Source organism: Aliikangiella litoralis (genome assembly GCF_052495765.1).
This window is the reverse complement of record NZ_CP199292.1, coordinates 595416-620887: the sequence shown is the minus strand read 5'-3', so window position 1 is coordinate 620887 and position 25472 is coordinate 595416. Positions and strand designations below refer to the sequence as shown.

At 38.0% G+C, this 25472-nt stretch carries 24 protein-coding genes, 1 tRNA gene and 1 pseudogene; 14 read left to right on the top strand and 12 right to left on the bottom strand.

The window, feature by feature from the left end; genetic code table 11:
• Positions 1 to 111: 111 nt before the first annotated feature.
• The 4 genes from fba to tkt all read right to left on the bottom strand — a co-directional run bounded on the left by fba (position 112) and on the right by tkt (position 5692).
• A complete protein-coding gene (gene fba, locus ACT5E3_RS02745) occupies positions 112 to 1179 on the bottom strand; it encodes a class II fructose-bisphosphate aldolase (RefSeq protein WP_444996787.1) in 1068 nt (355 codons plus the stop codon).
• A 76-nt stretch (positions 1180 to 1255) separates the two neighbouring features.
• On the bottom strand, positions 1256 to 2437 hold the full coding sequence (locus tag ACT5E3_RS02740; RefSeq protein ID WP_444996786.1) for a phosphoglycerate kinase: 1182 nt from the start codon (positions 2435 to 2437) through the stop codon (positions 1256 to 1258).
• A 153-nt stretch (positions 2438 to 2590) separates the two neighbouring features.
• On the bottom strand, positions 2591 to 3589 hold the full coding sequence (gap, locus tag ACT5E3_RS02735) for a type I glyceraldehyde-3-phosphate dehydrogenase (RefSeq protein ID WP_444996785.1): 999 nt from the start codon (positions 3587 to 3589) through the stop codon (positions 2591 to 2593).
• A 108-nt stretch (positions 3590 to 3697) separates the two neighbouring features.
• Positions 3698 to 5692 (bottom strand): transketolase, encoded by a 1995-nt coding sequence (tkt, locus tag ACT5E3_RS02730; RefSeq protein ID WP_444996784.1) that lies wholly within the window; start codon positions 5690 to 5692, stop codon positions 3698 to 3700.
• 263 nt (positions 5693 to 5955) lie between these two features.
• On the opposite strand from tkt, the gene elbB reads away from it, so the two are divergent.
• Complete coding sequence (elbB, locus tag ACT5E3_RS02725) at positions 5956 to 6606, top strand: isoprenoid biosynthesis glyoxalase ElbB (protein ID WP_444996783.1); 651 nt, start codon at positions 5956 to 5958, stop codon at positions 6604 to 6606.
• A 19-nt stretch (positions 6607 to 6625) separates the two neighbouring features.
• On the opposite strand, the gene glpE is transcribed toward elbB, so the two are convergent.
• On the bottom strand, positions 6626 to 6940 hold the full coding sequence (gene glpE / locus ACT5E3_RS02720) for a thiosulfate sulfurtransferase GlpE (protein ID WP_444996782.1): 315 nt from the start codon (positions 6938 to 6940) through the stop codon (positions 6626 to 6628).
• Positions 6933 to 7625, bottom strand: a complete 693-nt coding sequence (gene trmB / locus ACT5E3_RS02715; RefSeq protein WP_444996781.1) for a tRNA (guanosine(46)-N7)-methyltransferase TrmB — start codon at positions 7623 to 7625, stop codon at positions 6933 to 6935. Before trmB ends, glpE begins: the two co-directional genes overlap by 8 nt.
• A 363-nt stretch (positions 7626 to 7988) precedes the next feature.
• On the opposite strand from trmB, the gene ACT5E3_RS02710 reads away from it, so the two are divergent.
• The 5 genes and pseudogenes from ACT5E3_RS02710 (at position 7989) to ACT5E3_RS02690 (ending at position 12281) form a co-directional block, all read left to right on the top strand.
• Positions 7989 to 9722, top strand: coding sequence for an SLC13 family permease (locus ACT5E3_RS02710; protein ID WP_444996780.1), 1734 nt, complete (start codon positions 7989 to 7991; stop codon positions 9720 to 9722).
• A gap of 26 nt (positions 9723 to 9748) precedes the next feature.
• Positions 9749 to 10756 carry an A/G-specific adenine glycosylase gene (mutY, locus tag ACT5E3_RS02705; RefSeq protein WP_444996779.1) on the top strand — a complete coding sequence of 336 codons (1008 nt, stop codon included), beginning with the start codon at positions 9749 to 9751 and terminating at the stop codon, positions 10754 to 10756.
• Between the two features lie 13 nt (positions 10757 to 10769).
• The gene (locus tag ACT5E3_RS02700) at positions 10770 to 11033 is read left to right on the top strand and encodes an oxidative damage protection protein (RefSeq protein WP_444996778.1); all 264 of its coding nucleotides are present in this window, start codon (positions 10770 to 10772) and stop codon (positions 11031 to 11033) included.
• 87 nt (positions 11034 to 11120) lie between these two features.
• A tRNA-Phe gene (locus ACT5E3_RS02695) sits at positions 11121 to 11196 on the top strand.
• A 186-nt stretch (positions 11197 to 11382) separates the two neighbouring features.
• A pseudogene (locus ACT5E3_RS02690) lies at positions 11383 to 12281 on the top strand (IS982 family transposase).
• A gap of 313 nt (positions 12282 to 12594) precedes the next feature.
• Here the strand turns inward: ACT5E3_RS02690 and ACT5E3_RS02685 are convergent.
• Positions 12595 to 13014 (bottom strand): IS1096 element passenger TnpR family protein, encoded by a 420-nt coding sequence (locus ACT5E3_RS02685; RefSeq protein ID WP_444996777.1) that lies wholly within the window; start codon positions 13012 to 13014, stop codon positions 12595 to 12597.
• A 308-nt stretch (positions 13015 to 13322) separates the two neighbouring features.
• Between ACT5E3_RS02685 and ACT5E3_RS02680 the strand changes: the two genes are divergently transcribed.
• The 5 genes from ACT5E3_RS02680 (at position 13323) to ACT5E3_RS02660 (ending at position 17414) form a co-directional block, all read left to right on the top strand.
• Positions 13323 to 13607: a hypothetical protein gene (locus tag ACT5E3_RS02680; RefSeq protein WP_444996776.1), complete on the top strand. Its 285-nt coding sequence runs from the start codon at positions 13323 to 13325 to the stop codon at positions 13605 to 13607.
• Positions 13608 to 14225: an imm11 family protein gene (locus tag ACT5E3_RS02675; RefSeq protein ID WP_444996775.1), complete on the top strand. Its 618-nt coding sequence runs from the start codon at positions 13608 to 13610 to the stop codon at positions 14223 to 14225.
• A gap of 111 nt (positions 14226 to 14336) precedes the next feature.
• On the top strand, positions 14337 to 14987 hold the full coding sequence (locus tag ACT5E3_RS02670) for a hypothetical protein (protein ID WP_444996774.1): 651 nt from the start codon (positions 14337 to 14339) through the stop codon (positions 14985 to 14987).
• A 164-nt stretch (positions 14988 to 15151) separates the two neighbouring features.
• A complete protein-coding gene (locus ACT5E3_RS02665) occupies positions 15152 to 16192 on the top strand; it encodes an IS481 family transposase (RefSeq protein ID WP_444993903.1) in 1041 nt (346 codons plus the stop codon).
• 514 nt (positions 16193 to 16706) lie between these two features.
• Positions 16707 to 17414 (top strand): helix-turn-helix domain-containing protein, encoded by a 708-nt coding sequence (locus ACT5E3_RS02660; RefSeq protein ID WP_444996773.1) that lies wholly within the window; start codon positions 16707 to 16709, stop codon positions 17412 to 17414.
• A 99-nt stretch (positions 17415 to 17513) separates the two neighbouring features.
• On the opposite strand, the gene ACT5E3_RS02655 is transcribed toward ACT5E3_RS02660, so the two are convergent.
• From ACT5E3_RS02655 to ACT5E3_RS02645, 3 genes are all read right to left on the bottom strand, one after another.
• The gene (locus ACT5E3_RS02655; protein WP_444996772.1) at positions 17514 to 18410 is read right to left on the bottom strand and encodes an acyl-CoA desaturase; all 897 of its coding nucleotides are present in this window, start codon (positions 18408 to 18410) and stop codon (positions 17514 to 17516) included.
• A gap of 191 nt (positions 18411 to 18601) precedes the next feature.
• The gene (locus tag ACT5E3_RS02650) at positions 18602 to 19183 is read right to left on the bottom strand and encodes a hypothetical protein (RefSeq protein WP_444996771.1); all 582 of its coding nucleotides are present in this window, start codon (positions 19181 to 19183) and stop codon (positions 18602 to 18604) included.
• A gap of 66 nt (positions 19184 to 19249) precedes the next feature.
• Positions 19250 to 19720: an Lrp/AsnC family transcriptional regulator gene (locus tag ACT5E3_RS02645; protein WP_444996770.1), complete on the bottom strand. Its 471-nt coding sequence runs from the start codon at positions 19718 to 19720 to the stop codon at positions 19250 to 19252.
• Positions 19721 to 19926: 206 nt separating this feature from the next.
• Here ACT5E3_RS02645 and leuA point away from each other — a divergent pair, with 206 nt between their 5' ends.
• Complete coding sequence (gene leuA / locus ACT5E3_RS02640) at positions 19927 to 21672, top strand: 2-isopropylmalate synthase (RefSeq protein ID WP_444996769.1); 1746 nt, start codon at positions 19927 to 19929, stop codon at positions 21670 to 21672.
• A gap of 106 nt (positions 21673 to 21778) precedes the next feature.
• Here the strand turns inward: leuA and ACT5E3_RS02635 are convergent, their stop codons facing one another.
• Positions 21779 to 22174 carry a DoxX family protein gene (locus ACT5E3_RS02635; RefSeq protein WP_444996768.1) on the bottom strand — a complete coding sequence of 132 codons (396 nt, stop codon included), beginning with the start codon at positions 22172 to 22174 and terminating at the stop codon, positions 21779 to 21781.
• Between the two features lie 441 nt (positions 22175 to 22615).
• Between ACT5E3_RS02635 and ACT5E3_RS02630 the strand changes: the two genes are divergently transcribed.
• Both ACT5E3_RS02630 and ACT5E3_RS02625 read left to right on the top strand, forming a co-directional pair.
• Entirely contained in the window at positions 22616 to 22993 is a 378-nt protein-coding gene (locus ACT5E3_RS02630; RefSeq protein WP_444996767.1) for a BlaI/MecI/CopY family transcriptional regulator, read from the top strand.
• Between the two features lie 12 nt (positions 22994 to 23005).
• Complete coding sequence (locus ACT5E3_RS02625) at positions 23006 to 24556, top strand: M56 family metallopeptidase (protein ID WP_444996766.1); 1551 nt, start codon at positions 23006 to 23008, stop codon at positions 24554 to 24556.
• A 108-nt stretch (positions 24557 to 24664) separates the two neighbouring features.
• On the opposite strand, the gene ACT5E3_RS02620 is transcribed toward ACT5E3_RS02625, so the two are convergent.
• The gene (locus ACT5E3_RS02620) at positions 24665 to 25453 is read right to left on the bottom strand and encodes a glutathione S-transferase family protein (protein ID WP_444996765.1); all 789 of its coding nucleotides are present in this window, start codon (positions 25451 to 25453) and stop codon (positions 24665 to 24667) included.
• Positions 25454 to 25472: the final 19 nt, after the last annotated feature.

The following is a 25472-nucleotide window of genomic DNA, read 5'->3' as shown; positions in this document are numbered from 1 at the left end:
AATCTTCATTGAAAAAGTGAAATCGATTTTGCGATAAAAATAGAGACACTGTGATGACAGTATGCTGATAAAATCAACATACTGTCCAATAATATCAAATTTCAATTAAAACTAACGGTTAACTTTAGCATCCAATTCGCCAGACTCATATCTTGCAAACATTCTTTCTAGAGAAATTGGCTTTATTTTACTCGCATTTCCAGCAGTCCCAAATGCTTCATAACGCGCTAAACAAATCTCTTTCATCGCTTGCGTCGACACAGCCAAATATTTACGAGGATCAAAATTTGAAGGTGCTTCGCTCAAATTACGTCTAATAGCACCTGTGGCAGCTAAACGTAAATCTGTATCGATATTAACCTTTCTTACACCGTGTTTAATACCTTCGCAAATTTCCTCAACGGGAACGCCATAAGTTTCAGGAATTTCGCCACCAAACTCATTGATTACTTTTAACCACTCTTGCGGTACCGAAGACGAACCATGCATCACTAAATGAGTATTAGGAAGACGTGCATGGATTTCTTTAATACGACTAATCGCTAAAACATCACCTGTTGGTGGACGAGTAAACTTGTAAGCACCATGAGAAGTACCAATAGCGATAGCAAGCGCATCAACATTGGTTTTTTGTACAAAATCGGCAGCTTCTTCTGGATCAGTTAACATCTGCTCAAGCGTTAGCTTACCCTCGGCACCAATACCATCTTCTTCGCCGGCTTCACCAGTCTCTAATGATCCTAAACATCCCAACTCCCCTTCAACAGAAACACCACAAGCATGAGCCATTTCAACGGTTTTACGAGTCACATCAACATTATAATCATAAGTTGTCGGTGTTTTACCATCTTCACCCAGAGAGCCATCCATCATAACAGAGGAAAAGCCAAGTTGAATTGAGCGCTGACAAATAGCAGGACTAGTACCATGATCCTGATGCATCACCACTGGAATATGTGGAAACTCTTCAATTGCCGCAAGAATTAAATGGCGTAAAAAAGGTGCACCAGCATATTTTCTAGCACCTGCTGATGCTTGCACCATTACAGGGCTATCGGTTTCATCAGCGGCCTCCATAATTGCGCGCATTTGCTCCAGGTTATTAACATTAAATGCAGGAACCCCATATTGAAATTCTGCGGCATGATCGAGTAATTGTCGCATCGAAATTAGTGCCATTTGTATTCTCCATCTATCATTTTATAGTCTTAAATTTGCTTTGTTTGATGTATCTTCAGATACTCTATTTTTACAATTACATTTCAGCAGCACGTTGTTCTAATATTTCTACTGCAGGTAATTTTTTTCCTTCTAAAAACTCTAAAAATGCGCCTCCACCAGTTGAAATATAAGACACTTTATCTTTAATGCCAAACTTATCAACTGCCGCCAATGTATCACCACCACCAGCAATTGAAAAAGCTTTGCTCTTAGCAATTGCTTGAGCAATTTTCTTAGTGCCTTCTGCGAATTGTTCAAATTCAAAAACACCAACAGGTCCATTCCAAACGATAGTACCGGCGCTCTCTAAAATACGGCAAAGTTTCTCAGCAGTTTGTGGACCAATATCAAAAATCATATCATCTTCAGCAACTTCATTAACATTTTTTAATGTCGCTTGAGTGCTTTCAGAAAACTCAGTACCGACAACAACATCAACTGTTTTCGGAATTTCACCGCCATTAGTAATAGCAGCATCAGTTAATCGTTTAGCTTCATCAATTAAATCATTTTCTACCAAAGATTTACCAACCGAGTGTCCTTCTGAAGCAATAAAAGTATTTGCAATACCTCCGCCAACAATTAACTGATCGACAATACCTGAAAGTGCTTCTAAAACAGTGAGTTTAGTAGAAACTTTAGAACCACCCACAATAGCAACCATCGGACGAGCCGGATTGTCCAATGCACTACCCAGCGCATCTAGCTCTGCCGCTAATAATGGGCCCGCGCATGCAATTGGCGCATACTTTGCGACACCATGTGTTGAAGCTTGAGCACGATGTGCAGTTCCAAATGCATCCATGACAAAAACATCGCACAAATGGGCATAAGCTTTTGCCAGTTGATCGTCATTTTTCTTTTCGCCAACATTGCATCGAACATTTTCAAAAACAACTACTTCATTTTCTGCAACATCAACCCCCTGTAAATAGTCAGCTGCTAACCTGACAGGGACATCGAGCAATTCACTCATATAATTAACAATTACGGCCATAGAGTCAGCTTCTGTTAACTCACCTTCAGTCGGCCTGCCACGATGAGACATGACTAATACTTTAGCCCCTTTTTCTAAAGCCATTTTAATCGTTGGCAATGCAGCTTGAATTCTTACATCAGAAGTGATTTTTCCATCTTTAATAGGCACGTTAAGATCTTCTCGTATCAAAACACGTTTGCCGCTCAAGTCTAAGTCAGACATTCTTAAAACTGACATACTAGTGATTACTCCAATTTATTTTTGTAATTGCTTCAATATCGTTATTGTTTAAGTTTCGCAATAGCTAAAACCTAAAGTAGCCTTATCAATATAATTAAAGCGCTATAGGGCATAAACTATATTTCGAAGGCTACTATCAGAGAGCGATATTTATGCTTTCATCATTGCTACGGCTGTATCTAACATCCGTACACTAAAGCCCCACTCATTGTCATACCAAGTCAATATTTTTACCAAATTACCATTAACTCGCGTTTGAGTGGCATCAAATGTTGAAGAGGCTGGCATATGGTTAAAATCAGTAGATACTAAAGGCTCAACGTTGTAATCCAAAACATAGCTATCAGAAGCCGCTTTAACAATTTCATTCACTTCTTCAACGGTTGTATCACGAGAAGCTTCAAAGGTTAAATCAACGACCGACACATTCACTGTAGGTACTCGTAATGCAAACCCATCTAAACGCCCGGCTAACTCAGGTAAGACTAAACCAACCGCTTTTGCAGCACCAGTTTTAGTAGGAATAATTGACATAGCCGCAGCACGCGCTCGTCTTAAATCTTTATGCTGGTTATCAATAATACGCTGGTCATTAGTGTAAGCATGAATCGTATTAACCAAACCTTTTTCAATCCCTAAACCTTCATGTAACGCCTTAGCTACAGGTGCAAGACAGTTAGTGGTACAAGAAGCGTTAGAAACAATTCGGTCATCAGCTTTCAGTGTTTCATGATTAACACCGTAAACAATAGTAGCATCAATATCAGCGCCGCCAGGTGCAGAAATAAGAACTTTTTTCGCGCCACCAACAAAGTGCTTAGAAGCACCGACTTTATCCGTGAAATGGCCCGTACACTCAAGCACGACGTCAACATCATAATCTGACCATTTTAAGTTTTCTGGGTTACGATCAGCTAACATTGCAATTTTGTCATCATTGACATACATGTTCTCTTCATCGCCTGATACATTTGCTTCAAAACGACCATGAGTTGTATCGTATTTTGTCAAATGGACATTAGTTTCAATTGGATGAGATGAATTAATGGCAACTACTTTGATTTCGTCCTCTCTGTTGTATTCATAAATCGCTCTCAATACCATACGACCAATACGTCCATAACCATTAATTGCTACTTTTACTGTCATTGTGTTTCCTCAAACGTTTGCTGGACTCAGATTTAAAATCTGAGCTCTTCAGTTGATTTTATCAATAATTTGAACACGCTTTGTAAAATGTTCAATATTAATTAATCACTACTCAGAAAATAGTGACTGTGCTTTTTCCATTACATTTTCAACATCAAATCCAAACGCCTTAAATAAGTCGCTGGCTGGTGCCGATTCTCCAAACCGATTCATCGATATAATTACGCCATTTAAACCAACATATTTATACCAAAAATCGCCATGAGCTGCTTCAATCGCCATACGCTTAGTCACGTTGGCAGGAAGAACACTTTGTTTATAATTATCGTCTTGTTGTTCAAAAACTTCACAGCTAGGCATTGATACCACTCTAATTTTGCGGTTTGCAATACCTTCTTTTGCTTTCATTGCCAATTCAACTTCGGAACCCGTTGCTATTATTATTAAATCTGGTGTCCCTTCGCAATCAGCTAAGATATACCCCCCTTTTTCAATTAGTGCGATCTGCTCACTACTTTTAGGCTGCGTTGGTAACCCTTGGCGCGTTAAAATTAGAGCCGTTGGTCCAGAAAGGTTTTCAATAGCACACTTCCATGCAACAGCGGTTTCAGTTGCATCACAAGGGCGCCAATTAATCAGATTAGGTGTCGCTCTCATTGAAGATAACTGCTCTACTGGCTGGTGGGTTGGACCATCTTCACCTAACCCAATCGAATCATGAGTAAAAACATAAATAGCCTGCTGTTTCATTAACGCAGCCATACGAATTGCATTTCTGGCATATTCCATAAACATCAAAAAAGTTCCGCCAAATGGAATAAAACCACCATGCAACTTTATACCGTTCATAATCGCACACATCCCAAACTCGCGCACACCATAATATAAATAGTTACCTTCTGGTTGCTGCGCAGAAATCCCCTTAGCCCCACTCCATTGAGTTAAATTTGAACCGGCTAAATCAGCTGAACCACCGATAAATTCGGGAATATAAGGTGCGTAAGCTTCAATCGCATTTTGCGAAGCTTTACGCGTTGCAATCCCCTCTGCGGCATTTTGAGTTTTAGCGATATAGGCACGTGCAGCCCCCTCAAAATCAGCATTAGGTCGATTACTTAAACGGCGGGTTAACTCAGCCGCTAAATCCGGATAAGTTTCACGATAAGCAATAAAAGTATCATTCCACTCTGATTCTAGTTTGCTACCATTTGCTCTTGCATCCCAGGCTTGCATTATTTCAGCAGGGATTTCAAAAGGTGCATGAGGCCAGTTCAGTTCTTTTCTAACCAACTCAATTTCTGCGTCACCAAGAGGTGCACCGTGACAATCTTCTTTGCCGCCTTTATTAGGAGAGCCAAAACCAATCGTAGTCTTACAACAAATAATACTTGGCTTATTAGTTTCTGATTTTGCTAATTCAATGGCTTGTTGAATGGCCTCAGGATCATGTCCATCAACATCACCAATGACATGCCAGCCATAAGAACGGAACCGCTTTGCAGTATCATCAGTGAACCAACCTTCAACTTCACCGTCAATTGAAATGCCATTATCATCATAAAATGCTATTAGCTTACCTAACCCTAAAGTACCGGCCAGAGAACAAACTTCATGGGAAATACCTTCCATTAAGCAACCGTCTCCCAAAAAGGTGTATGTATTGTGATCAATCACATCATATCCTGGACGGTTAAACTGTGCCGCTAATGTTTTTTCGGCAATAGCCATACCAACAGCATTAGCAACTCCTTGGCCAAGAGGCCCTGTGGTAGTTTCAACACCAGGGGTATAACCAAACTCAGGATGACCTGGTGTTTTAGAGTGTAGCTGTCTAAAAGATTTAATATCTTCAATATTTAATGCGTAGCCTGTTAAGTGTAATAGTGAATAAATAAGCATCGAGCCGTGACCGTTAGATAATACAAAACGGTCTCGATTAACCCATTCCGGGTTACTTGGGTTGTGTCTTAAATGATCACACCAGAGCACTTGCGCTATATCAGCCATCCCCATCGGGGCTCCAGGATGACCTGATTTGGCTTTTTGGACCGCATCCATACTTAACGCCCGTATAGCGTTCGCTAACTGAAATCGAGATGACATATTGACTCCTAAAGTCGAGGTTCTTAGTAAGCGGGAATTTTGACGGGGCGTATTTTCTCAAACGAGCGCCACATGATCAAACCATTTACTGGATATTTGCTTAATTATTGGACAAATAGCTATGTTTTGTCATATATCTTTATATTACAAGGCAATTTATCAAGCGATTTTGCCAATTGATTTAATAAGAATACCCGCCTAGGATTATAATGACAGAATAACAATTAATCCTTATCTCACTCTTAAACAATAAAGGAGCAAGCATGGCAAAAGTAGCAGTTATTCTATCTGGTTGCGGTGTTTTTGATGGTTCTGAGGTTTACGAAAGCGTACTCACTTTGCTCGCGTTAGAAGAGCAAGGTGCTGAATATCAGTGCTTTGCTCCTGACATAAAGCAGCATCATGTAGTCAATCATATCACTGGAGAAGAAATGGAAGGTTTTCGCAATGTATTAATTGAATCAGCAAGAATATGCCGAGGAAAAGTCGAACCAATCGATAAACTGCGCTCATTTCAATTTGACGCCCTTATTTTTCCAGGCGGATTTGGTGTCGCTAAAAACTTAAGTAACTTTGCTCTTCAAGGCGCGCAATGTGAAATAGAAACAAGTGTATTAATAGCGGCTAAGTCTTTTGTAAGCGCTAACAAACCAATTGGTTTTATCTGCATAGCACCTGCTTTAATACCACTCATTTATGGTAAACCAGTAGAGCTAACAATTGGCAATGATCTCGAAACAGCACAAACCATCGAAGCTATGGGCAGCACACATATTCAGTGTCCAGTGACCAATATCGTAGTCGATAAGACCAACAAAGTCGTCTCAACACCTGCTTATATGTTAGCCAACAATATATCAGAATCAGCTAATGGCATTCGAAAATTAGTGAACAAAATATTAGAACTCTGTTAAAACCTGGCAGCTTCAATTTTTACTTTTCTGGCACGACAGGTAAAGTAAGTACCCACTCGCACATACCACCATCCATACTATAACTTCGTTCAAAACCTTGCTGATTAAAAACATCAGCTGCAGGCTGACTGGAATTACCATGATAACAGCAGACTATTAGCGGCTTTGATTTATCGGCTTGTGCGAGATACTCACCGATATTTTCGTTATCAACACGTACAGCCCCTTCAATATGACCTTGAGCAAAAGTGTTTGCATCACGTATATCAACAATAAGTGCTTGTTCGGTTTCAATTAAAACAGCAGCCCTAGAAACAGAAATTCGTTCAAACATGTGGAGTATCCTTTTTAAACATCAAATCCCAAACACCATGTCCTAGACGCTCTCCCCGCTTTTGAAACTTGGTTACCGGTCTATCATCAGGCTTTGGTACATAATCATCTGTTGCAGAAAGGTTAGTCCAGCCTGCCTCTTGTTGCATGACAGCCAACATATGTTGTGCATAATTTTCCCAGTCGGTCGCCATATGCAATACTCCATTATCCTGTAGTTTTTGATGAACTTGTCTTGCAAACTCAGACTTTACAATACGGCGTTTATGATGCCTTGTTTTATGCCATGGATCAGGAAAAAATAATTGCAATTTAGCCAAGCTATTATCTTCAATCATATGTTCTAACACATCAATCGCATCATAAGATATCACTCTAATATTAGTCACTTCACGTTCTTTCATACGCGCAAGCAATGAACCAACACCTGGTCTATGCACTTCAATGCCAATAAAATTGAGCTCAGGGTAATTAGCAGCTTGTTCGGCTAAAGATGCCCCCATACCAAAACCAATTTCTAGAGTAACGGGGTTGTTATTACCAAAAAGTTTCTCAAAGTTTAGTAATTGTTTATTAAATTCAAACCCATAATCAGGCATCATTGATTCATAGGCTAAAGTTTGTCCAGCGGTCATACGACCTTCACGACGGACAAAACTTCTGATTTTTCGATGAAATTCTTGCACAAGTTAACCAGTCTTATTCCAGATGAGTGCTAATTATATCAGTGTCCCTACAAACAAGGCTACGACAGCAACAAAATTAGAGTTTTTAAGTCAAATTGTCATTTTTGCCAATATCTCCCGTCAGCAAGCCAATATAGCGCCAAGCAGCTACCCGCAGTAATTTTCGACAAAACAAAACTATTGATCATTTTCAAAAAAGTGTTAGTTTTAGTTTTATATCGTAAAAATTCATTCTGTTAACGACTTCCTATTTAGCATATGTTCCCAGCCATTCCAAATTATCATGCCCTTGCTATGCTATTACTCACGATAGTAGCGCTCTACTTATTTCGGCGTGAAGACATTAAATTGGAATCTAGTTGCTTGGCAGTACTCTTGTTAGTTGCGGTTATTTTTCAGATTTTTCCCTACATACAACCAGATGGCACTCACCTAGAATCTATCCACTTTTTCTATGGCTTTGGTCATGAAGCACTCATAGCTGTGTGCGCGCTGATGATAGCAGGTCAAGGACTTGTCAGAACAGGTGCCTTGGAACCAGTTGGTCGAATGCTAGGTAGATTATGGAAAGCCAGTCCCCAACTGTCTTTACTAGTGACTTTATTGGTAGCAGCAGTTCTATCAGCCTTTATGAATAACACCCCGATAGTCGTTTTACTCATTCCAATCTTAATCAGCGTTTCGGTGCGAAATAACACTTCACCTTCAGGTATGTTAATGCCAATGGGGTTTGCAACACTAGTTGGCGGTATGTCAACAACAGTGGGGACATCAACGAACCTGCTGGTTGTTGCGGTTGCAGCAGAACAAGGAATGCGTAAACTTGGCCTATTTGATTTTGCTATTCCAGCTTCTGTAGCAGGCGTCGTCGCCATTTTATATCTCTGGCTGATAGCCCCCAAAATGCTGCCTCCCAGAGAATCTATTTTAGAAAGCGCAGCACCACGCTTATTCACCGCACACTTAACCTTAGACGAAGATGGCTTTGGCGTAGGGAAAACTCTTGCGGAATTGATCGATCACACTAATGGCTCGTTAAAAGCTGAGCGAATCCAAAGATTTGGTACTACCTCAGATATCAGAATCATGCCAATGCCAGATGTAATAATGCAAGCCGGCGATAGAATTCGCGTATCTGATACAGCAGAAAACCTGAAGGAATATGAAAAAACACTGGGGGCAAAATTATTCGTAGGTAAACACCAAGTTGATGATAAACACCCATTAGTAGCAGAAGATCAACAACTCGCTGAAGTTATCATTGTACCAGGTTCACCACTGGCGGGGTCAACACTCAAAAATATTCGCTTTATTGACCAATACCAAATGGTTGCCGTTGCACTACACCGCGAAGGTAAAGAAATCGATCTCTATAAAAAACTAGGCAGTGTCTCACTCCATGTTGGTGATATTTTATTAGTTCAAGGCGCCCGCGATAAAATTGCCGAAATGAAAAAGAAAGGTGATCTATTAGTACTGGATGCGACGACAGACTTACCTCATACCAACAAAGCCCCTATTGCTCTGACTATAATGGGAGGCGTTGTAGGACTTGCAGCCTTTGGTATTTTACCTATAGCAATTAGTGCATTACTCGGCGTAATGGCCTTACTAGTCACTCGATGTCTTGATTGGAGTGATGCTGGCCGGGCCCTTAGCACACAAGTTATTTTAATTGTTGTTGCCAGCTTAGCACTAGGCGAGGCACTAATGAAGACAGGTGGTGCCGATTATCTAGCCCAACTGTTCCTCTTTTTTACACAAGGCTTACCTCCGCCCGTCATACTGAGTGCTTTAATGCTACTACTCGCTATTTTGACTAATATTGTTTCAAACAATGCAGCCGCGGTTATCGGAACACCCATCGCAATCAGTGTAGCTAGCCAGTTAGGTTTACCTGCGGAACCTTTCGTTGTTGCCGTACTCTTTGGTGCTAACTTCAGCTATGCCACCCCTATGGCTTACAAGACTAACTTGTTAATTATGAATGCTGGTGGTTATCACTTTAAAGATTTTATGCAAATAGGTATTCCGTTAGCACTAACACTCTGGTTGACACTGTCAATATTCATACCGTTTTATTACGATATTCTTTAATAACTGCCAATAAACCTAAGTAGACCATGCTAATCACACCAGAGAGCTTTGCCGAAAAAATTCTACAATTTTATCGCCTTCATGGACGCAAAGATCTTCCCTGGCAAAAGAACCCAACAGCTTATCGTGTTTGGGTTTCAGAGGTTATGCTCCAACAAACTCAGGTCAAAACAGTGATACCTTACTATCAAAAGTTTATGCGCAGCTTTCCCAATGTGAAAAAACTCGCTAATGCGCCTATTGATGATGTACTCCATCACTGGCAAGGACTAGGCTATTATTCGCGGGCTAGAAACTTGCATCGCTGCGCACAAATAGTAATGACAGATTACAAAGGACGCTTTCCAAAAAATTTAACACAAATGGAATCGCTTCCGGGGATTGGTCGATCTACAGCTGGTGCAATACTATCACTAGCGATGGGACAACCAACGCCGATTCTGGATGGTAATGTAAAAAGAGTACTGGCCAGAGTTTTTTTAGTTGATGGCTGGTACGGTCAATCAGCAGTTGCTAAACAACTGTGGGCATTGACTGAAAAATATACCCCTAAGGACAATACAGCAAATTTTAATCAAGCAATGATGGATTTAGGCGCCAGCTTTTGTAGTCGAAGTCGTCCACAATGTGAGCAATGTCCTTTAGAAGAAAATTGTTTAGCATATATTCACGGTAAAACAGATGAATACCCCAATAAAAAACCGAAAAAAAGCATTCCAACCAAACAAGTAAAATTACTTTTGCGAACCAATAAAAAAGATCAAATCCTATTATTAAAACGCCCACCGACAGGCATTTGGGGCGGGCTGTGGAGTCTTCCAGAAATGACTGCAAGCAGCCAAAATGAACTAATTGATGAATTTAAGCATACCTTTACCCATTTCCATTTAGATATAAAAGTATTATCAGGCACGCCGTCTAATCAAATAGAAGAAAACTCAGCGCTACAATGGCATAATATCACCCAGCTATCAGAGTTGGCTTTTCCAACTCCAATTAAAAAGTTTTTGTTTAAATACTTTCAAATCAACTAGCGAGACTAACATCATGATTTTTTGCCAAAAACTGCAAAAAGAAGCCGCTCCAATGAGCTTTGCACCTGTTCCTGGGGAACTTGGTGAACGTATTTTAAACAATATATCAGCTGAAGCCTGGAAACTATGGATGAATCATCAAACAATGCTAATTAACGAAAAGCACCTGAGCTTGGCTGATCCAGAATCACGGGCTTATTTGACAGGAGAAATGGAAAAATTCTTGTTTGGTGGTGACTACGACCAAGTAGAAGGATATGTTCCACCAGAAAAATAATTTTTTTTGAAAACCCGCTTGACTTTAAATCCCGATCCTAGTTTAATAGCGCGCTCCCGAGGTAATGCCTCTTAAGGGAAAACCAGTGGCCTGGTAGCTCAGTTGGTAGAGCAGAGGACTGAAAATCCTTGTGTCGACAGTTCAATTCTGTCCCGGGCCACCATGATTTCAAGCAACCCCACTCAAAAACGCTCTAATTTTCTACCTTAGAAACAAGTTAAAAATAAAACCCGCAAAAAATTAATTAACCTGAACTTCGGATAAGAAATTGAATAAATAAAGGAACTAAATGCCTGTTCCATGATCAGATCATTCGACCAAGACTGATAAGATCAAATAGGAAGCAGGCATGGATAAATTAGTTGATTTGTTTTGTGATGTCGATGATTTTTGTGAGTTATTTATAGCTCAATGGCAACAAAGTCTCATTGAACGTGGTGAAATCAAACGCCGTCGAGCGTGTCGTCTATCACCAGCAGAAATGATGACGATAGTCATTCACTTCCACCAATCCCACTACCGAGACTTCAAAAGTTATTATTTGTTATACGTTTGCCAGCATTTAAAACCTTATTTTCCTGAGCTACTAAGCTATACCCGTTTCTTAAATGTCATGCCCAATGTTGTTGTTCCTATGTGTAGCTATTTAACCTCAAAATTGGGAAAACCAACCGGAATTCAATTTGTCGATTCAACTAAAATCGAAGTCTGTCATATCATACGAGCTAAAAGAAACAAGGTATTTGCTGACTCTGCACGGCATGGTAAAGGGACTATGGGGTGGTCATTCGGTTTTAAATTACATTTGGTTATCACCATTTAGGTGAAATTGTATCGCTCAAACTCACTCAAGGAAATATTGACGATCGTCAACCGGTTCTCGATATGTGTGATTCAGTTTTTGGCAAACTATATGGCGATAAAGGTTATATCAGTAAAAAGTTATCAGGGGAATTATTGGAGAAAGACGTTGAGTTAATCACAACCGTACGAAAAAACATGAAGAAAAAGTTTATATCCTTGTGGGACAGAGCCATTTTGAAAAAGCGATTTATCATTGAGACTGTCAATGACCAGTTGAAAAATATCTCTTATATCGAGCACTCCAGACACCGGAGCGTACATGGTTTTATACTGAATTTAATCGGTGGGCTAATTGCTTATAGCTTGAAAGAAAATAAACCTTCTTTGAATTTAACAGCTCAAGAATTTGAGCTGTTAAAATCGAACAGTTTGATAATTGCTTAACCAGATCTCAGGTTAATTAGAATGTTTCCAATCTATTTTCCTTCAGTTAACACTGATTTTTAAAAGTCGATACAAAATATTTTTCGTACTATTGCGCTTTTTCGAGACAGTTTGACTCCTTTTCTTTTTGATGTTGTTCAAACAATGACTGGGCATTAATCTTCACCGCATCCTCTGAGTAGTCCGGCTAAATAAGCGTACTTCATTATGGTTTCAATTTTGACGTGGCTTAAAATTCGTGCAACGTAATAATGACACCATTATATGGTCTGATAATTATCAGTCCGGCTTAAAGGCACTTATTGAGGTAACACTATTCATCCCACTCTGGGTACTGCTCTGGCCTAACGCCATTTTCAAGCACTACTTTGGGATAAAAAACATCAGGCTTTTCATTAAAACGCTTTTTTCGACTGTTGTTTATTTGAAACAGCCAGCTATCGCCATAATCAAAAAGATAATAGAGCTTTTTTCCTTTTCTTTTTGATAATAGAGTATCAACGGTTTCTTGAGTGACCCTATCGTCATCACATGATATGCGTTGTGCACTTCTTGAATTGTAAGAACTCGCAATACAAAATTCATACATGTGGTCATTATCAAAACCAACTGCACCCAAAATTGCCTGGTGTAACTCATCCAAACTGCAGTCAATAGGAATTTCTAAGACACATTCCCATTCCTGTTGAGCATACATCCCGCCAAGTAATTTTATCTTTAAAGTTTCAATCATATTTAATGTTTATCCTGTTATCTAATACCTAAGCAGAATTTCCTGTTTAACGTATATAGCCTTGACTAGTTAAGTTTGATTTTACTGAACCCTCGTCCGCATTAATATACGGTCATCAGGTGTTTTTCATAAAAATATCATAATAGAGTTTGGTCGGCTACAGTGCCACATTCAATCAGCTAGTGCACCACACTCTTTTCTAAACACTTTACCTCACTCTGTCATTGATTTTCAACTAACGTCTGCTTAATCTTATTTACAGAAACTGCCATGCTATGATTTCAGGGGGCAAAGTCGATGCTATGAGGATGAGACTTATTTTAGCATTGTTCAAATTAAGAATAGACGACCCGCATAATGGCTGTTGGTTACCTAGAGATTGGGAGTATAGAATTTATATGCCAAACTATTTACGTAAAGCGGTTCCACACTGTCGCATTCATCACAAATATTATTATCGGTGGTTGAGCCGTTTTATCAATAACACGATGATAAAAACACCAGACCAACTTATCAATGCTTTACGATTAGTTAGGACTTCACTACAAGGTGGGGCTGTACCACCAGAAGTTATGCCAAAAACGGGATTATAAATGATGCTTTATACATTAATATTTGATAGCAACAATTACCTTGAATTTTATTTTGATGAAGAACAAATAAAAAATATTCTAGGTGAAATGGATGAAGATAATGCAGAAAAACACATTAACTTAAATAATCAACCTTATAGCTTTAAGAAGCTATTTAATGAGCCTTTAAACTTTGATTTTTGTCCTGTTGGCAAAGAGGACCAAAGTAGTTCAGTTCCTGATATTGCTATTGCTAGTGGTCGTTTATTTTTAAGTCAAAGAGCTTATGATGTTTTATATCCGCTGATAAATAGTGATGGTGAATTTTTACCTGTGACTTATCAAAAAGGAAATGGTCATTTTTTTATTCCATTTCGGGTGGCAGAAGATGTGGATGCTATTAATAAAGAATTATCCGTAGAAAATGCCTGGAATTACTTTGACTATTTAGTGTTTTATGAGGAAAAAGTGAAAGACTGGTCAATCTTTAGAATGAAGCATGATGGCTATATGAGTGTGTATTGTCAGGAAAATATTAAAGAAGCGATTGAGCAAGCAGATCTTAAAGGTTTATATATTACTAACGATTTAGCTAATATATTTCCTGAAGAACAAAGCACTCACTCAAAATCAAATTAACTTGAGGTATCAATACTTTTTAAATAAAGAGCACATTTAATTGAGTTATCCAAAAAACAAATATTAATTGTCATTGTATTTTCTATATTTCTAGCGTCTTGCTCGACTCTCATGCGTTATGCACTAACAAGTCATTATTTTGATATCAAGGTTGAGAGTTTTACTGTTTATCTGTCACCAGATGTTTATTTTGATCATTATTTACGAGATAAGACTATATTACGATTGAGAAAGCAGATAATCGAGGTAAAACAAGTTATCCCAACATTTCGATATTTAACCTTAAGTAAAACCCCAACTTGGGTTGAAAAGAATGCTTGTGAAAAGGGATTTATGGAATATCATATGTCAAGGGGTTGGCTCAGCAAGAACGGATATAATCCTGACAAAGTAAAAAGTTTAGAAATATCAAATGTAGAAAATTATTTGGATTGGTCAACAGATAATTTTCAAAAAACCATTCTATTACATGAACTTTCCCATGCTCTATATCATTCTCTTAATAAAACGCAAAAAGATTTGGTTAAACGTCACTATAAAGCAACGTTGGAAAGTGGCTTGTATAAAAATGTAACGAGAAAGCTCAAGGAGTTTAAAGAAGACGCATACGCACTCGAAGAACACTGGAAATATTTTGCGGAGTTATCAGAATCATTTTTCGGTGAAAACGAGTGCTTCCCGTTTAATCGGAGCCAATTAAAGGAATACGATCCTACAGGATATAAGCTAATTGAGTCAATTTGGTTTGAGCATAAAATATAGCTCAGTCTAGTCATTAGCTGCTTAATTGCATTAACTCAATGTACCAGTGAAAGTTATCAGGTGTATTAGTTCCGACTTCATCTGACACTTCAGCTTGACTAGAAGAGAGTTACCCGTTTTGATAAAGGTGTCGAATCTTTAAATCAAAACAAAAGGTAACTCTCATGCTACATACTAACAATCCAATTATTAAACACAAGGCAGGTTTATTAAACTTAGCCGAAGAACTCAATAATGTTTCAAGAGCCTGTAAAGTGATGGGCGTATCTCGAGATACATTTTATCGTTATCAAGAGTTAGTTGAAGAAGGTGGAATTGACGCCTTAATCGAAAAGACCAGACGTAAGGCCAATCCTAAAAATAGAGTTGATGAGGCGACAGAACAAGCCGTTGTTGCCTATGCCATTGAACAACCAGCCTTTGGTCAACATAGAACAAGCAATGAGCTGCGTAAACAAGGTGTCTTTGTTTCTGGCAGCGGCGTTCGTTCAATTTGGCTTCGTCATGATCTGGAAAACTTCAAAAAGCGTCTTAAAGCACTTGAGGAAAAGGTCGCTAATGACGGTATCATTTTAAGCGATGCGCAAGTTGCTGCGCTTGAAAAGAAGAAACATGATGACGAAGCTTGTGGTGAGATAGAAACCGCTCACCCAGGCTACTTAGGCTCTCAGGATACGTTTTATGTGGGTAACCTCAAAGGCGTTGGCCGAATTTATCAGCAGACCTTTATTGACACCTACAGCAAAGTTGCTTTTGCAAAGCTCTACACAACCAAAACGCCAATCACCGCCGCAGATATATTAAATGACAAAGTATTACCCTACTTTAATCAAAATGAATTGCCAATGTTGCGCATTTTAACTGACCGTGGAACTGAGTACTGTGGTCGCGTAGAGCATCATGATTATCAGCTTTACTTGGCGATCAATGATATTGACCATACCAAAACGAAAGCGATGTCACCACAAACGAACGGGATCTGCGAGCGCTTTCACAAGACGATATTGAATGAGTTTTACCAGATCACCTTTAGGAAAAAGCTGTACTCATCGATGGAAGATTTGCAAAAAGATCTGGACGTTTGGATGGAATACTATAACAATGACCGAACTCATCAAGGAAAAATGTGCTGTGGCAGAACGCCAAAAGAAACTTTACTTGATGGTAAATTGATTTGGGCTGAAAAGAATTTAGCTCAAATCTAAACTGACAGATACCGTTGGAAAAACGGGTAACTGTCAGATCAAGTCTGAGCTACTACATATCAGGTTAACTTAACCAGAGCATCAACGCTTTTCAGTTAGCGCCTTGTTTTCTTTACGGTTGAAACTTGTTTTAATTGATGCATGAGTCGCTGGGTTACGCCTTTAGCTAACCCATTAGCCTACCACACTATCCAGTACGGTAACCGACTCAAAATAAGTTTTATATAAAGAAAGAATATAAATAATCCAATTCATCCAAAAGTTTTATTGGTTAAGCATTCTAATTGCTCATTGCATTAACCTTTGTCTGAAGCGCAATATATTAGGTTCAATGTAGGTTGCGGTTAGCGAAAGCGTAACCCAACATTTTGCCTAAAACATCTTTAAGCGGTAAAATTCTTTAATATGGGTTAATATTCATAAATATTCATCTTTCTAGTTCCTCAGGAATCTCCAAGAATGCTATTTAACATCAATGAGTTAAATCGAGTAATACTTTTGGAGAATAAAACTTATGCACTTTGGCGATAAATTAAGACAATTAAGAAAACAAAAAGATTGGACCCAGCCTCAATTAGCAGAAGCTATTGGAATTGAGCAATCTTATCTATCAAAATTAGAGAATGGGAAATCAATTCCCTCAGCAGACATATTTCAATTAATACTCAAAGCCTTTGATATTAAAATTGAAGAGATGCTCGAAGGAATTGAAGAGTCGGTTTTACATAGACAGTTACGACAGCTTCCTGAAGTCGCTAACTTTCTTTCTTCCGTTCAATATTCCAATATAAAACACAAAAAAAGTTGGTTAATTGGCTCAGCAGTACTCAGTACATTGGGTATTGTTTTTATAGTTTCTAGCTACTTTGGCTTAATATTTCCCACCACCTATTACAACTACCTATCTAACGGCGTTGTATTAGAAGGAGAACCCAAAGAAGTTTTCAGTCAATATGCAAAATTTTATCCTAGAGAACTATTAGCCCAAAAAGGAATTGAACTGACTCAGCGCAGAAACGAAAAGTATTTATTATCTTCAAGCTATAGAGGTGACACATTCAATGTACCCGTTAAAAATGGCTCTAGAACTTATAAATTATATGGCGGAGGCCCACAACAACACTTTAGAATTGAAAACAGATATTTGACCGTTGCTGGCATTTTATTTTTAACTGTCGGTATATTTGGTTTTTTATTAGAAAAAAAACTGTCTCGACTTTAAAGTTGACTCAATATGATCCGACATTTTTAGCTCATAAAAAAACCTTGCTTCTAAGTCACCTATTGATTAGGTGGCTTGTTCTTCTAAAAAGAGATATTATCAGCTAGAGCGGGTATACAAATCATCACGCAGCTTTTCATGACGGGGCTTACCAATATTATATGCTAGTCCTAAAAAAGCTAAGATTTTAATAAAATACCAAGCCGGATCAACTTGCCCTTTTTGTAAACCTATACATGCAGACTCAGGAAACGCATGATGGTTATTATGCCAACACTCACCATAGGTTAATAGACCTAAACCAGGAAGATTTGATGCTTGTACAGATGCCCCTTTAACATGCCAATTACCTGGCCCAGGATTATGACAAAAGTAGGTTATAGACCAGTGCCCTAGAACACTAATAGATACTCTTACCAACACTCCCCAAACAACCAGAGGCCAATCACCGATATAATAAAAAACAACGGCTAATACAAGTTGATGATATCTCCAAGAGCTTTCTAACCATTGGTAAAATGGATCATCAGCATATTTAGCTTCAAGGCTAATCGTTGGTGGCTTTTCAAATTCAAATTTGCAAGTCAATTGCCACCAAATATCTTTGAAATAATTCTGCTTATGTGAAAAGAAATCATGGCAATGACTCTGACGTTGAGCCCAATCTCTGAGGTCGTGTATTTTAATAATGCCATAAGGACCTGACATTCCTACAAGTACGCCAATATAAATCAATACTTTCTCAACCCAAGGAACACACTCATACGTTTTATGTATCATCATACGGTGCATACCTGCACTATGGCCTATTAATAATGAAAAATAGGTCATTAACACAAAACCAATGAAAACATTCAAACTGAAAGTCAAAGGAGCAAAAATCAGTGCGCCAACAAGCATTCCTATATTCCATAAAAATTTAGGAATATCATATTTTACTTTGCCCAGACTTGGATCAGCCCCATGACTGTTAATCCGATGAACAGGTTCCATCATTGATAAACATTCCTTTGACTAAAAGAAAGCATGAAGCTGAATAATACAAGCCCTTACTCCATATGGCTATTTATTAATATTCACTTGACTTAACCGCTCAAGATATAGACTCTTGCGGTTCTAAGCGAACATTTTCTGCACTACTAAAGTCATCATTATCGGGTATTAGTGCTTTATTAGTAATTGATGCTTCACGTAACGATCGAAAACAAATTGAAAAAATGGCTCCCAGAATAGATAACACCCCAAAAGTCGCTACACCGCAAAATAACATAACAACTCCAGGACGCAGTGTCCCTTGCACCCAACCACTCGTCAATGCACCAATCATAGCCCCTACCTAAAGAAATAGCAGAAAACATCAAACCAACTTGAATAGCACCGCCACCAAAAGGGTGGGAAGCTAACGCAGGAAAGAAAATTCTAACCACTCCTGCAACAGCGGCAAGTGTCCCAATTAAGATAACACTACCCACAATTCTATTAGAGAATAAAAATTGAAAGCCCCCCATTAATACTTTAATTGGATGTTCGGGTTCACCCACTTCAGGCTTCGTTGAAGGTAGTCGGAATAATGGAATTAATGTCCCTAAAGCACCAACTGATGCTGCAACATAACTCTTACTAACATCACCAGAAGCAATGATTACCCCCCAATAGCAGGTGAAAATACGGTTCCTAAATGCATAGTTAACATACTCAATGCACCAGCAGTCGCCGTAATTAAAGCTCCTATCACCGATACGCTTATGATAATCCCCAGAAAATCCCAAAAACCAAGCTATCTTAAAAGTTAATCTAGAGTAGCAATAGCTCTGCCAATCTATAAGAGACCGACTTTAATCTAACGGTAACTCGGTTTTATTTAATACTTGGCGCAATACAAAGCTAGAATGAACACCGATAACATCTGGCAAAGTGGTCAAATGTCCTAATAAAAACTCCTCATAATGACGCATATCTCTCACAACCACTTTCAATAAAAAATCCGCAGTCTGCCCAGTAACAATGGCACATTCCAAAACCTCGGGTAAGTCACATACTGACTTAGTAAAGTTATCAAATCTCCGTGAAGTATGTCTGTCTAATGTAATACCAATGAACACGGTTAAATTCAAACCTAATACCTCTGGATTCAATACTGTAATATGACGAGCAATTAATCCAGAGTCTTCTAACCTTTTTACCCGCCTAGAACAGGGCGTTGGTGACAAGCCGACAGATTCAGCTAACTGTAAATTACTAATACGCCCATCATTTTGCATCAGTTGGAGTATTTGTTTGTCAATTCTATCTAGCTTTATGCCCATTGTTCGCCACCTACTTCTTACATGAGTGATTCTCACTAAAATATATCACATTAGTAGTGAGTCATTGCATTTGATGAGTATTATTTTAGATAATTTGCATGAACTCACTCATAAAAAACAGTTATAGTGTGCACTTTGTGTTCTTCTGTTTCGTGTAAATAATACACGCTACAAGCTTTTTCATCATACTCATCAGGAGTATTAAAGTGTCTAGTCGACAAAATATTAATCATCGCTTTAATCATAAAAAATATCGTGCTTTCACCCCAATACAAAAGCCCAACCGCCGTTGGCCAGATAAGCAGATTACACAGGCACCTCTATGGTGCAGTGTTGACCTGCGTGATGGCAATCAAGCACTTAATGAGCCAATGAACCCTGCTCAAAAACTCAAGATGTTTAAGTTGCTCCTTGAAACAGGTTTTAAACAAATAGAAGTTGGTTTTCCTGCCGCCTCCCAAACTGACTTTGACTTTGTCAGACAATTAATAGAGCAACAACTTATACCGGATGATGTGAGTATTCAGGTACTAACACAAGCTAGAGAAAGCCTGATCACTCGCACTTTTGAAGCAGTCAAAGGGGCCCACAGTGTTATTATCCATTTGTATAATTCAACGTCGACCATACAACGCCAGCAGGTGTTTAACAAAAACCGAGAAGAAATTAAAAGTATTGCGACACAAGGTGCTGTATGGGTTAAACAACATGCCGATAAGCAACCAGATACTCAGTGGCAATTTCAATATTCACCTGAAAGCTTTACTGCGACTGAAATTGATTATGCCGCTGAAGTTTGTAGCGCTGTGGTTGATATATGGCAACCGACAGAGCAACAAAAAGTTATTTTAAACTTACCTGCAACAGTAGAAGTTGCAACCCCCAACGTTTATGCCGATCAAATAGAATGGTTTGTTGATAATATTAGCCAACGAAATTGTGTAACCATCAGCTTACATACTCACAATGATCGTGGTTGTGGTGTTGCCGCAGCTGAACTTGGTGTAATGGCTGGTGCAGATCGCATAGAAGGAACATTATTGGGCAATGGTGAACGAACAGGTAACATGGACATTGTAACTATGGCAATGAATCTTTATAGTCAAGGGGTTAACCCGCAGCTGAACCTTGCTAACATGGACAAAATTATTTCAGTCGTGGAAAGCTGTACACAACTTTCTGTTCATCCCAGACACCCCTACGCAGGAGAGCTTGTGTTTGCTGCGTTTTCAGGCAGCCATCAAGATGCCATTAATAAATGTTTAGCCATCGATGAGAAAAAAAGAGCACTTGATCCTAACGCACATTGGCAGGTTGCTTACTTACCGATTGATCCCAAAGATTTAGGTCGTAGTTATCAGCAAGTCATCCGAATTAATAGTCAATCAGGCAAAGGGGGAGTCGCTTATATTTTGGAACAAGAACATGGTGTAAAAATACCACGCTGGTTACAGGTCGATTTCAGCCCTCACATTCAACGACAAGCAGAGCAAACAGAAGGCGAAGTTTCTAGTGAAATTATTTGGGAAATATTTCAACAAACTTATCTCCGTTTAGAAAACCTTATGCAGGTAAATAACTATACTTTAAACCGTAGTGACCGCAGTGATGTGCTGGATATTAATATTCAAGTGGGTGATACAAGTGTCAGTATGTCGTCTCAAGGCAAAGGAGTGTTAGACGCTTTTATCATTGCCTTAAATGAAAATACCAATGCCGATATATTATTAATTGATTATAGTGAACATGCCCTACCCGGCATCGCAAAAGCCAAAAATGAACAAGCCAATGCGATGGCTTATGTGCAGTTGAGCATTAATAACCAACGATACGCTGGTGTTGGAATAAGTAATGATATTGTTGGAGCCTCACTGAATGCAGTACTCAATGGTTTGAGCCGCTCAGGTGTAATCTTGAATTCAGCTAATAAAGCTAACTTAACAACGGTTTAATGCCTTTAAACGATCAATTTGTGAAATAAAGCGCCCCGAATTGATAAAACATTAATACAGTTTTTTGTTTGCTTGATTAACCGATTAATTAAAAGTTAATCGGTTATTAAGTATTCCCTAGTAGTTTTTTAACTTCTGGAAGTCCAATCGCAATAAGACAAACAATTATCAGCACGCTATATTCAATGCCATTTCTTCCAGCCCCCACAACAAACCATCCATTTTGTAAATGCACTAAAAAGAGTCCAGTCATGTAAATAATAATATAAATTGCGCACAGATAAAGTAGCTTCTTTCCGAAAGCTAATAAAGGAGAACCGATAACTTCAATCAAAGTAATGCCCCAAGCAATCACTAAGCCAAATGGAAAACCTTGGCCTGATAACCACTCACCAAAAGGTTCATACCCCCCAGTGAGCAGTCGATGCCAACCGTGGGTTGCAATGATCAAGCTTATTATCACTCTGACGAGCATTAAGGATGTTTCTTCTTTTGATCTCATTATTGGCTATCCATCAGTTTATTTTTATTAATCAGGTGTACAAATGTCAAAATACTTTAACTCTAAACCTTCCACTAAAAGGCGCTGCTGCTCAACAAGCTCTCACTCTAGCAGTTGTGCGTAAGCTAACATGACTTCAAACCCAGCCCCCCAAATTGAAGATTGCATCGAGAGGTCAAGTCACCTTAACGTTGGTTCCGCATCGACTACGTAGCATGGCATACGTGCCAAATACTTCACGATCAGCAACATTAAAATAAAAAGTGTCTTATAAATCTCTTTCAAAATTTAAAAAACATTATATTTTCAATAGGTTAATTCATAAAACTTTCTATTTGAAGTACTTTATTACAATAACGCTCTTAAAAAAACTAAAGAATTAGTTGATAAAATCATTTCTATATAATACGCTATAAAAACTAATTAATTAGGACTTGAGAAATGGCTAGAAAAAAATCTGAACAATTAACCGATGGTGAACAAAGTATTATGGAAATATTGTGGGATAAAGGAGAGGCTTCTGTCAAAGAAATTACAGAACTGCTTTCAGAAACCAAACCGACAGCCTATACAACAGTACAAACAATGTGCAAAATTTTGGCTGAAAAAAATTATGCTAACTTCCGGAAAAAAGGCAAAGCTTTTATTTATTTTCCAATTCTTACTCAGCAAGAAGCAAGACAAGGTGCGCTAAGCACTTTACTTAATCGTTTTTTTGGAAGCTCACCTGAATTATTAGCCCAGCACTTAATGCAAGAAACCGATTTAGAAATAAAAGATTTAGAAGCCTTGCAGAAAAAAATTGACGATACAGAATAAAGTGTAAATACAATGCTAACTGAACTAACTCTTTTCACCACTATCGCAATACACCATATGTTAATTGGCTTTTTTCTATTAACTCTTTTATTAATATTAAATTCAGTAATAAAATTTAATCCAGAGGTACGAAGCTGGCTATGGTTAACTGCTTTTGTGCTTGCAACCATCACTCCACTCAGTTTACTCGTACAAACTAATGAGCCTACTTCTACAGCGTTAGTTCAAGATAAAAAAGTCAATTCAATTTCACCAAAAAAAGTTAGCCAGGCTCTAGTCACAGAAACCGATAAAGAGAAATATTTAGCCAATCAGTGGCACTTACCAAGTCATTGGGTAAAAAGTGTAAAGCCATTACTTTATGTGTTTTTAATTGTCTGGTTTATTGGTAGTTGTTGGCGGAGCATTCACTTAATTCGTGCATTTTTAAAAACCAAACAAGTTTTATTGTCTTCTAAACCAATCAAAAAATTAAAACTTGATAGCCAACTTCACAAAATTAACTTATTAAAATCGGCTATCATTAGTACACCAATGGTGGTCGGGTGGCTACGTCCAGTCATAATTATACCCAATCGATTTGTTCAACAATTTAAAGAAAGTAGTCTTATTCCAATTGTTTTACACGAACAGGCACATATAGAAAGAAACGACCCTTTAATTGGCTTTCTCCAAGAAGTTTTTGCAATTATTTTTTGGTGGAGTCCTGTTATGCGATTAATTAATCACAAAATTCATATTAACAGAGAATTGGCTTGTGATTTAAGAGCGATCGCAAAATTAAATAATAATAAACAATACGCACAGGTACTGATTGACTGTGCAAAACTAATGCTTTTTCAAAAAAGCTACGGATTGACCATGGGACTCTTTAGTCATAAAAAAGACTTAACCTACCGAATTAATGAGGTACTTAATATGAAAACCAATAAAAAACCCAAAAAGCTAGCTATGATAGCTACTTGCTTTTCACTAGCTTACGCGACTGTCAGCCTATCACAAAATTACTTACCACAAATTGATGTCGATTCTATTAAACTCGATTCCAATCACTTTTCTGAGCTATCAGAGTCAGAAAGTGAATTGTTGAGCGATGTTATCGAGCAAAATGACTACCAGACACTTGAGTTGATGATCAGTCATGGACTCGATATTAACAAACCGATAATAGGTGATGGTACTGCTTTAATTATTGCAGTTAAAGCAGGTAATATTGAAATGGTTAACAAACTGATAAGTATGGGCGCAAATGTCAATCAGTCAGCAGACAATGATGGAAATCCGCTTATTGCCGCTTCAATAAACAACAATTTAGAAATAGCCAAAATATTGTTAGCCAACAAAGCCAATATTGATGCGATTGTAATCAATGATGAAACAGCTCTAATAAATGCTTCAAAGTACGGGCATTTCAACATGGTAAAATTTTTAGTAGAAAACGGAGCTGATATAAACTTAGGTGTTAATGCTCAAACTTTATCTGGTATTGAATATAGAACACCTATCAATGTTGCTTCTACAACTCAAATTAAAAACTATTTAAAAAATAAAATAACTCAATAACCTCAGAATTTCTATGTAATAAACTGGATCATCTTCAAGTGCTGCATGTTTGCAGCACTTATTTTTATAAGAGCAATGATATTTTATTTTAATAAAACACAGAACTTATCAAAAATCGTACTGCTTTAAAGACTCTTCTCCTGCGTCTTTCCAGCGCTGAACAAAACCACTGGGATAGTTATCTATAAATACTTTTTGAAATCCAAGTAGCTGTTCAATCTCCTTTAACCAACGTTTAACAAAGGGATAATTTTCAAACACTTTATCTAAAGAAAGATATTTTAACCGTATTATATAAGGGATAACACAAAAGTCTGCCAAGGTGAGTTTATTGCCAGCTAGCCATAGAGTCTGCTGAAGTTGTTGATTCATTTCTTTTATTAATTTTTGGTGAATTTGAATAGCTTCTCGTAACTCAGGCAGCTCAAGACCTAATCTAAAAGCTCTTACTTGCCTTTCTCTACGTGTTTTATCAGGTATACTAGCAAAATGTTGTTCAACTTCTTGCTCAGTTTTTTCTAACATAGCAGGCCGAATAGCAATACTCCAAGAAATCACAGAGCAAGCGGGGTGAATTTTATTATCAACTAAATTTAACCAATCATTAACTTTTTTAGTTACTAGAGAATTCAAAGAAGTATATTCTTTATTCAATAAATGCTGGTCGATATACAAACATATCTGGTTAGACTCAGTCACTATTTTATCATTATGAACCAGTACTGGTACTTGGCCAATAGGGTTAAGTTTCAAAAACGATTGCTTATGCTGATCACCTTGTCGCAAATTAATTTCGACTTTATTAAAAGAGAGTTTTGCATGACGTAGTAAAAACTCAACCTTTTGACCACAAACAGCATTAAAGTTTGTATAGAGTGTTAACCTGTTATTTTTCATGAAGTATGATGAACCATTG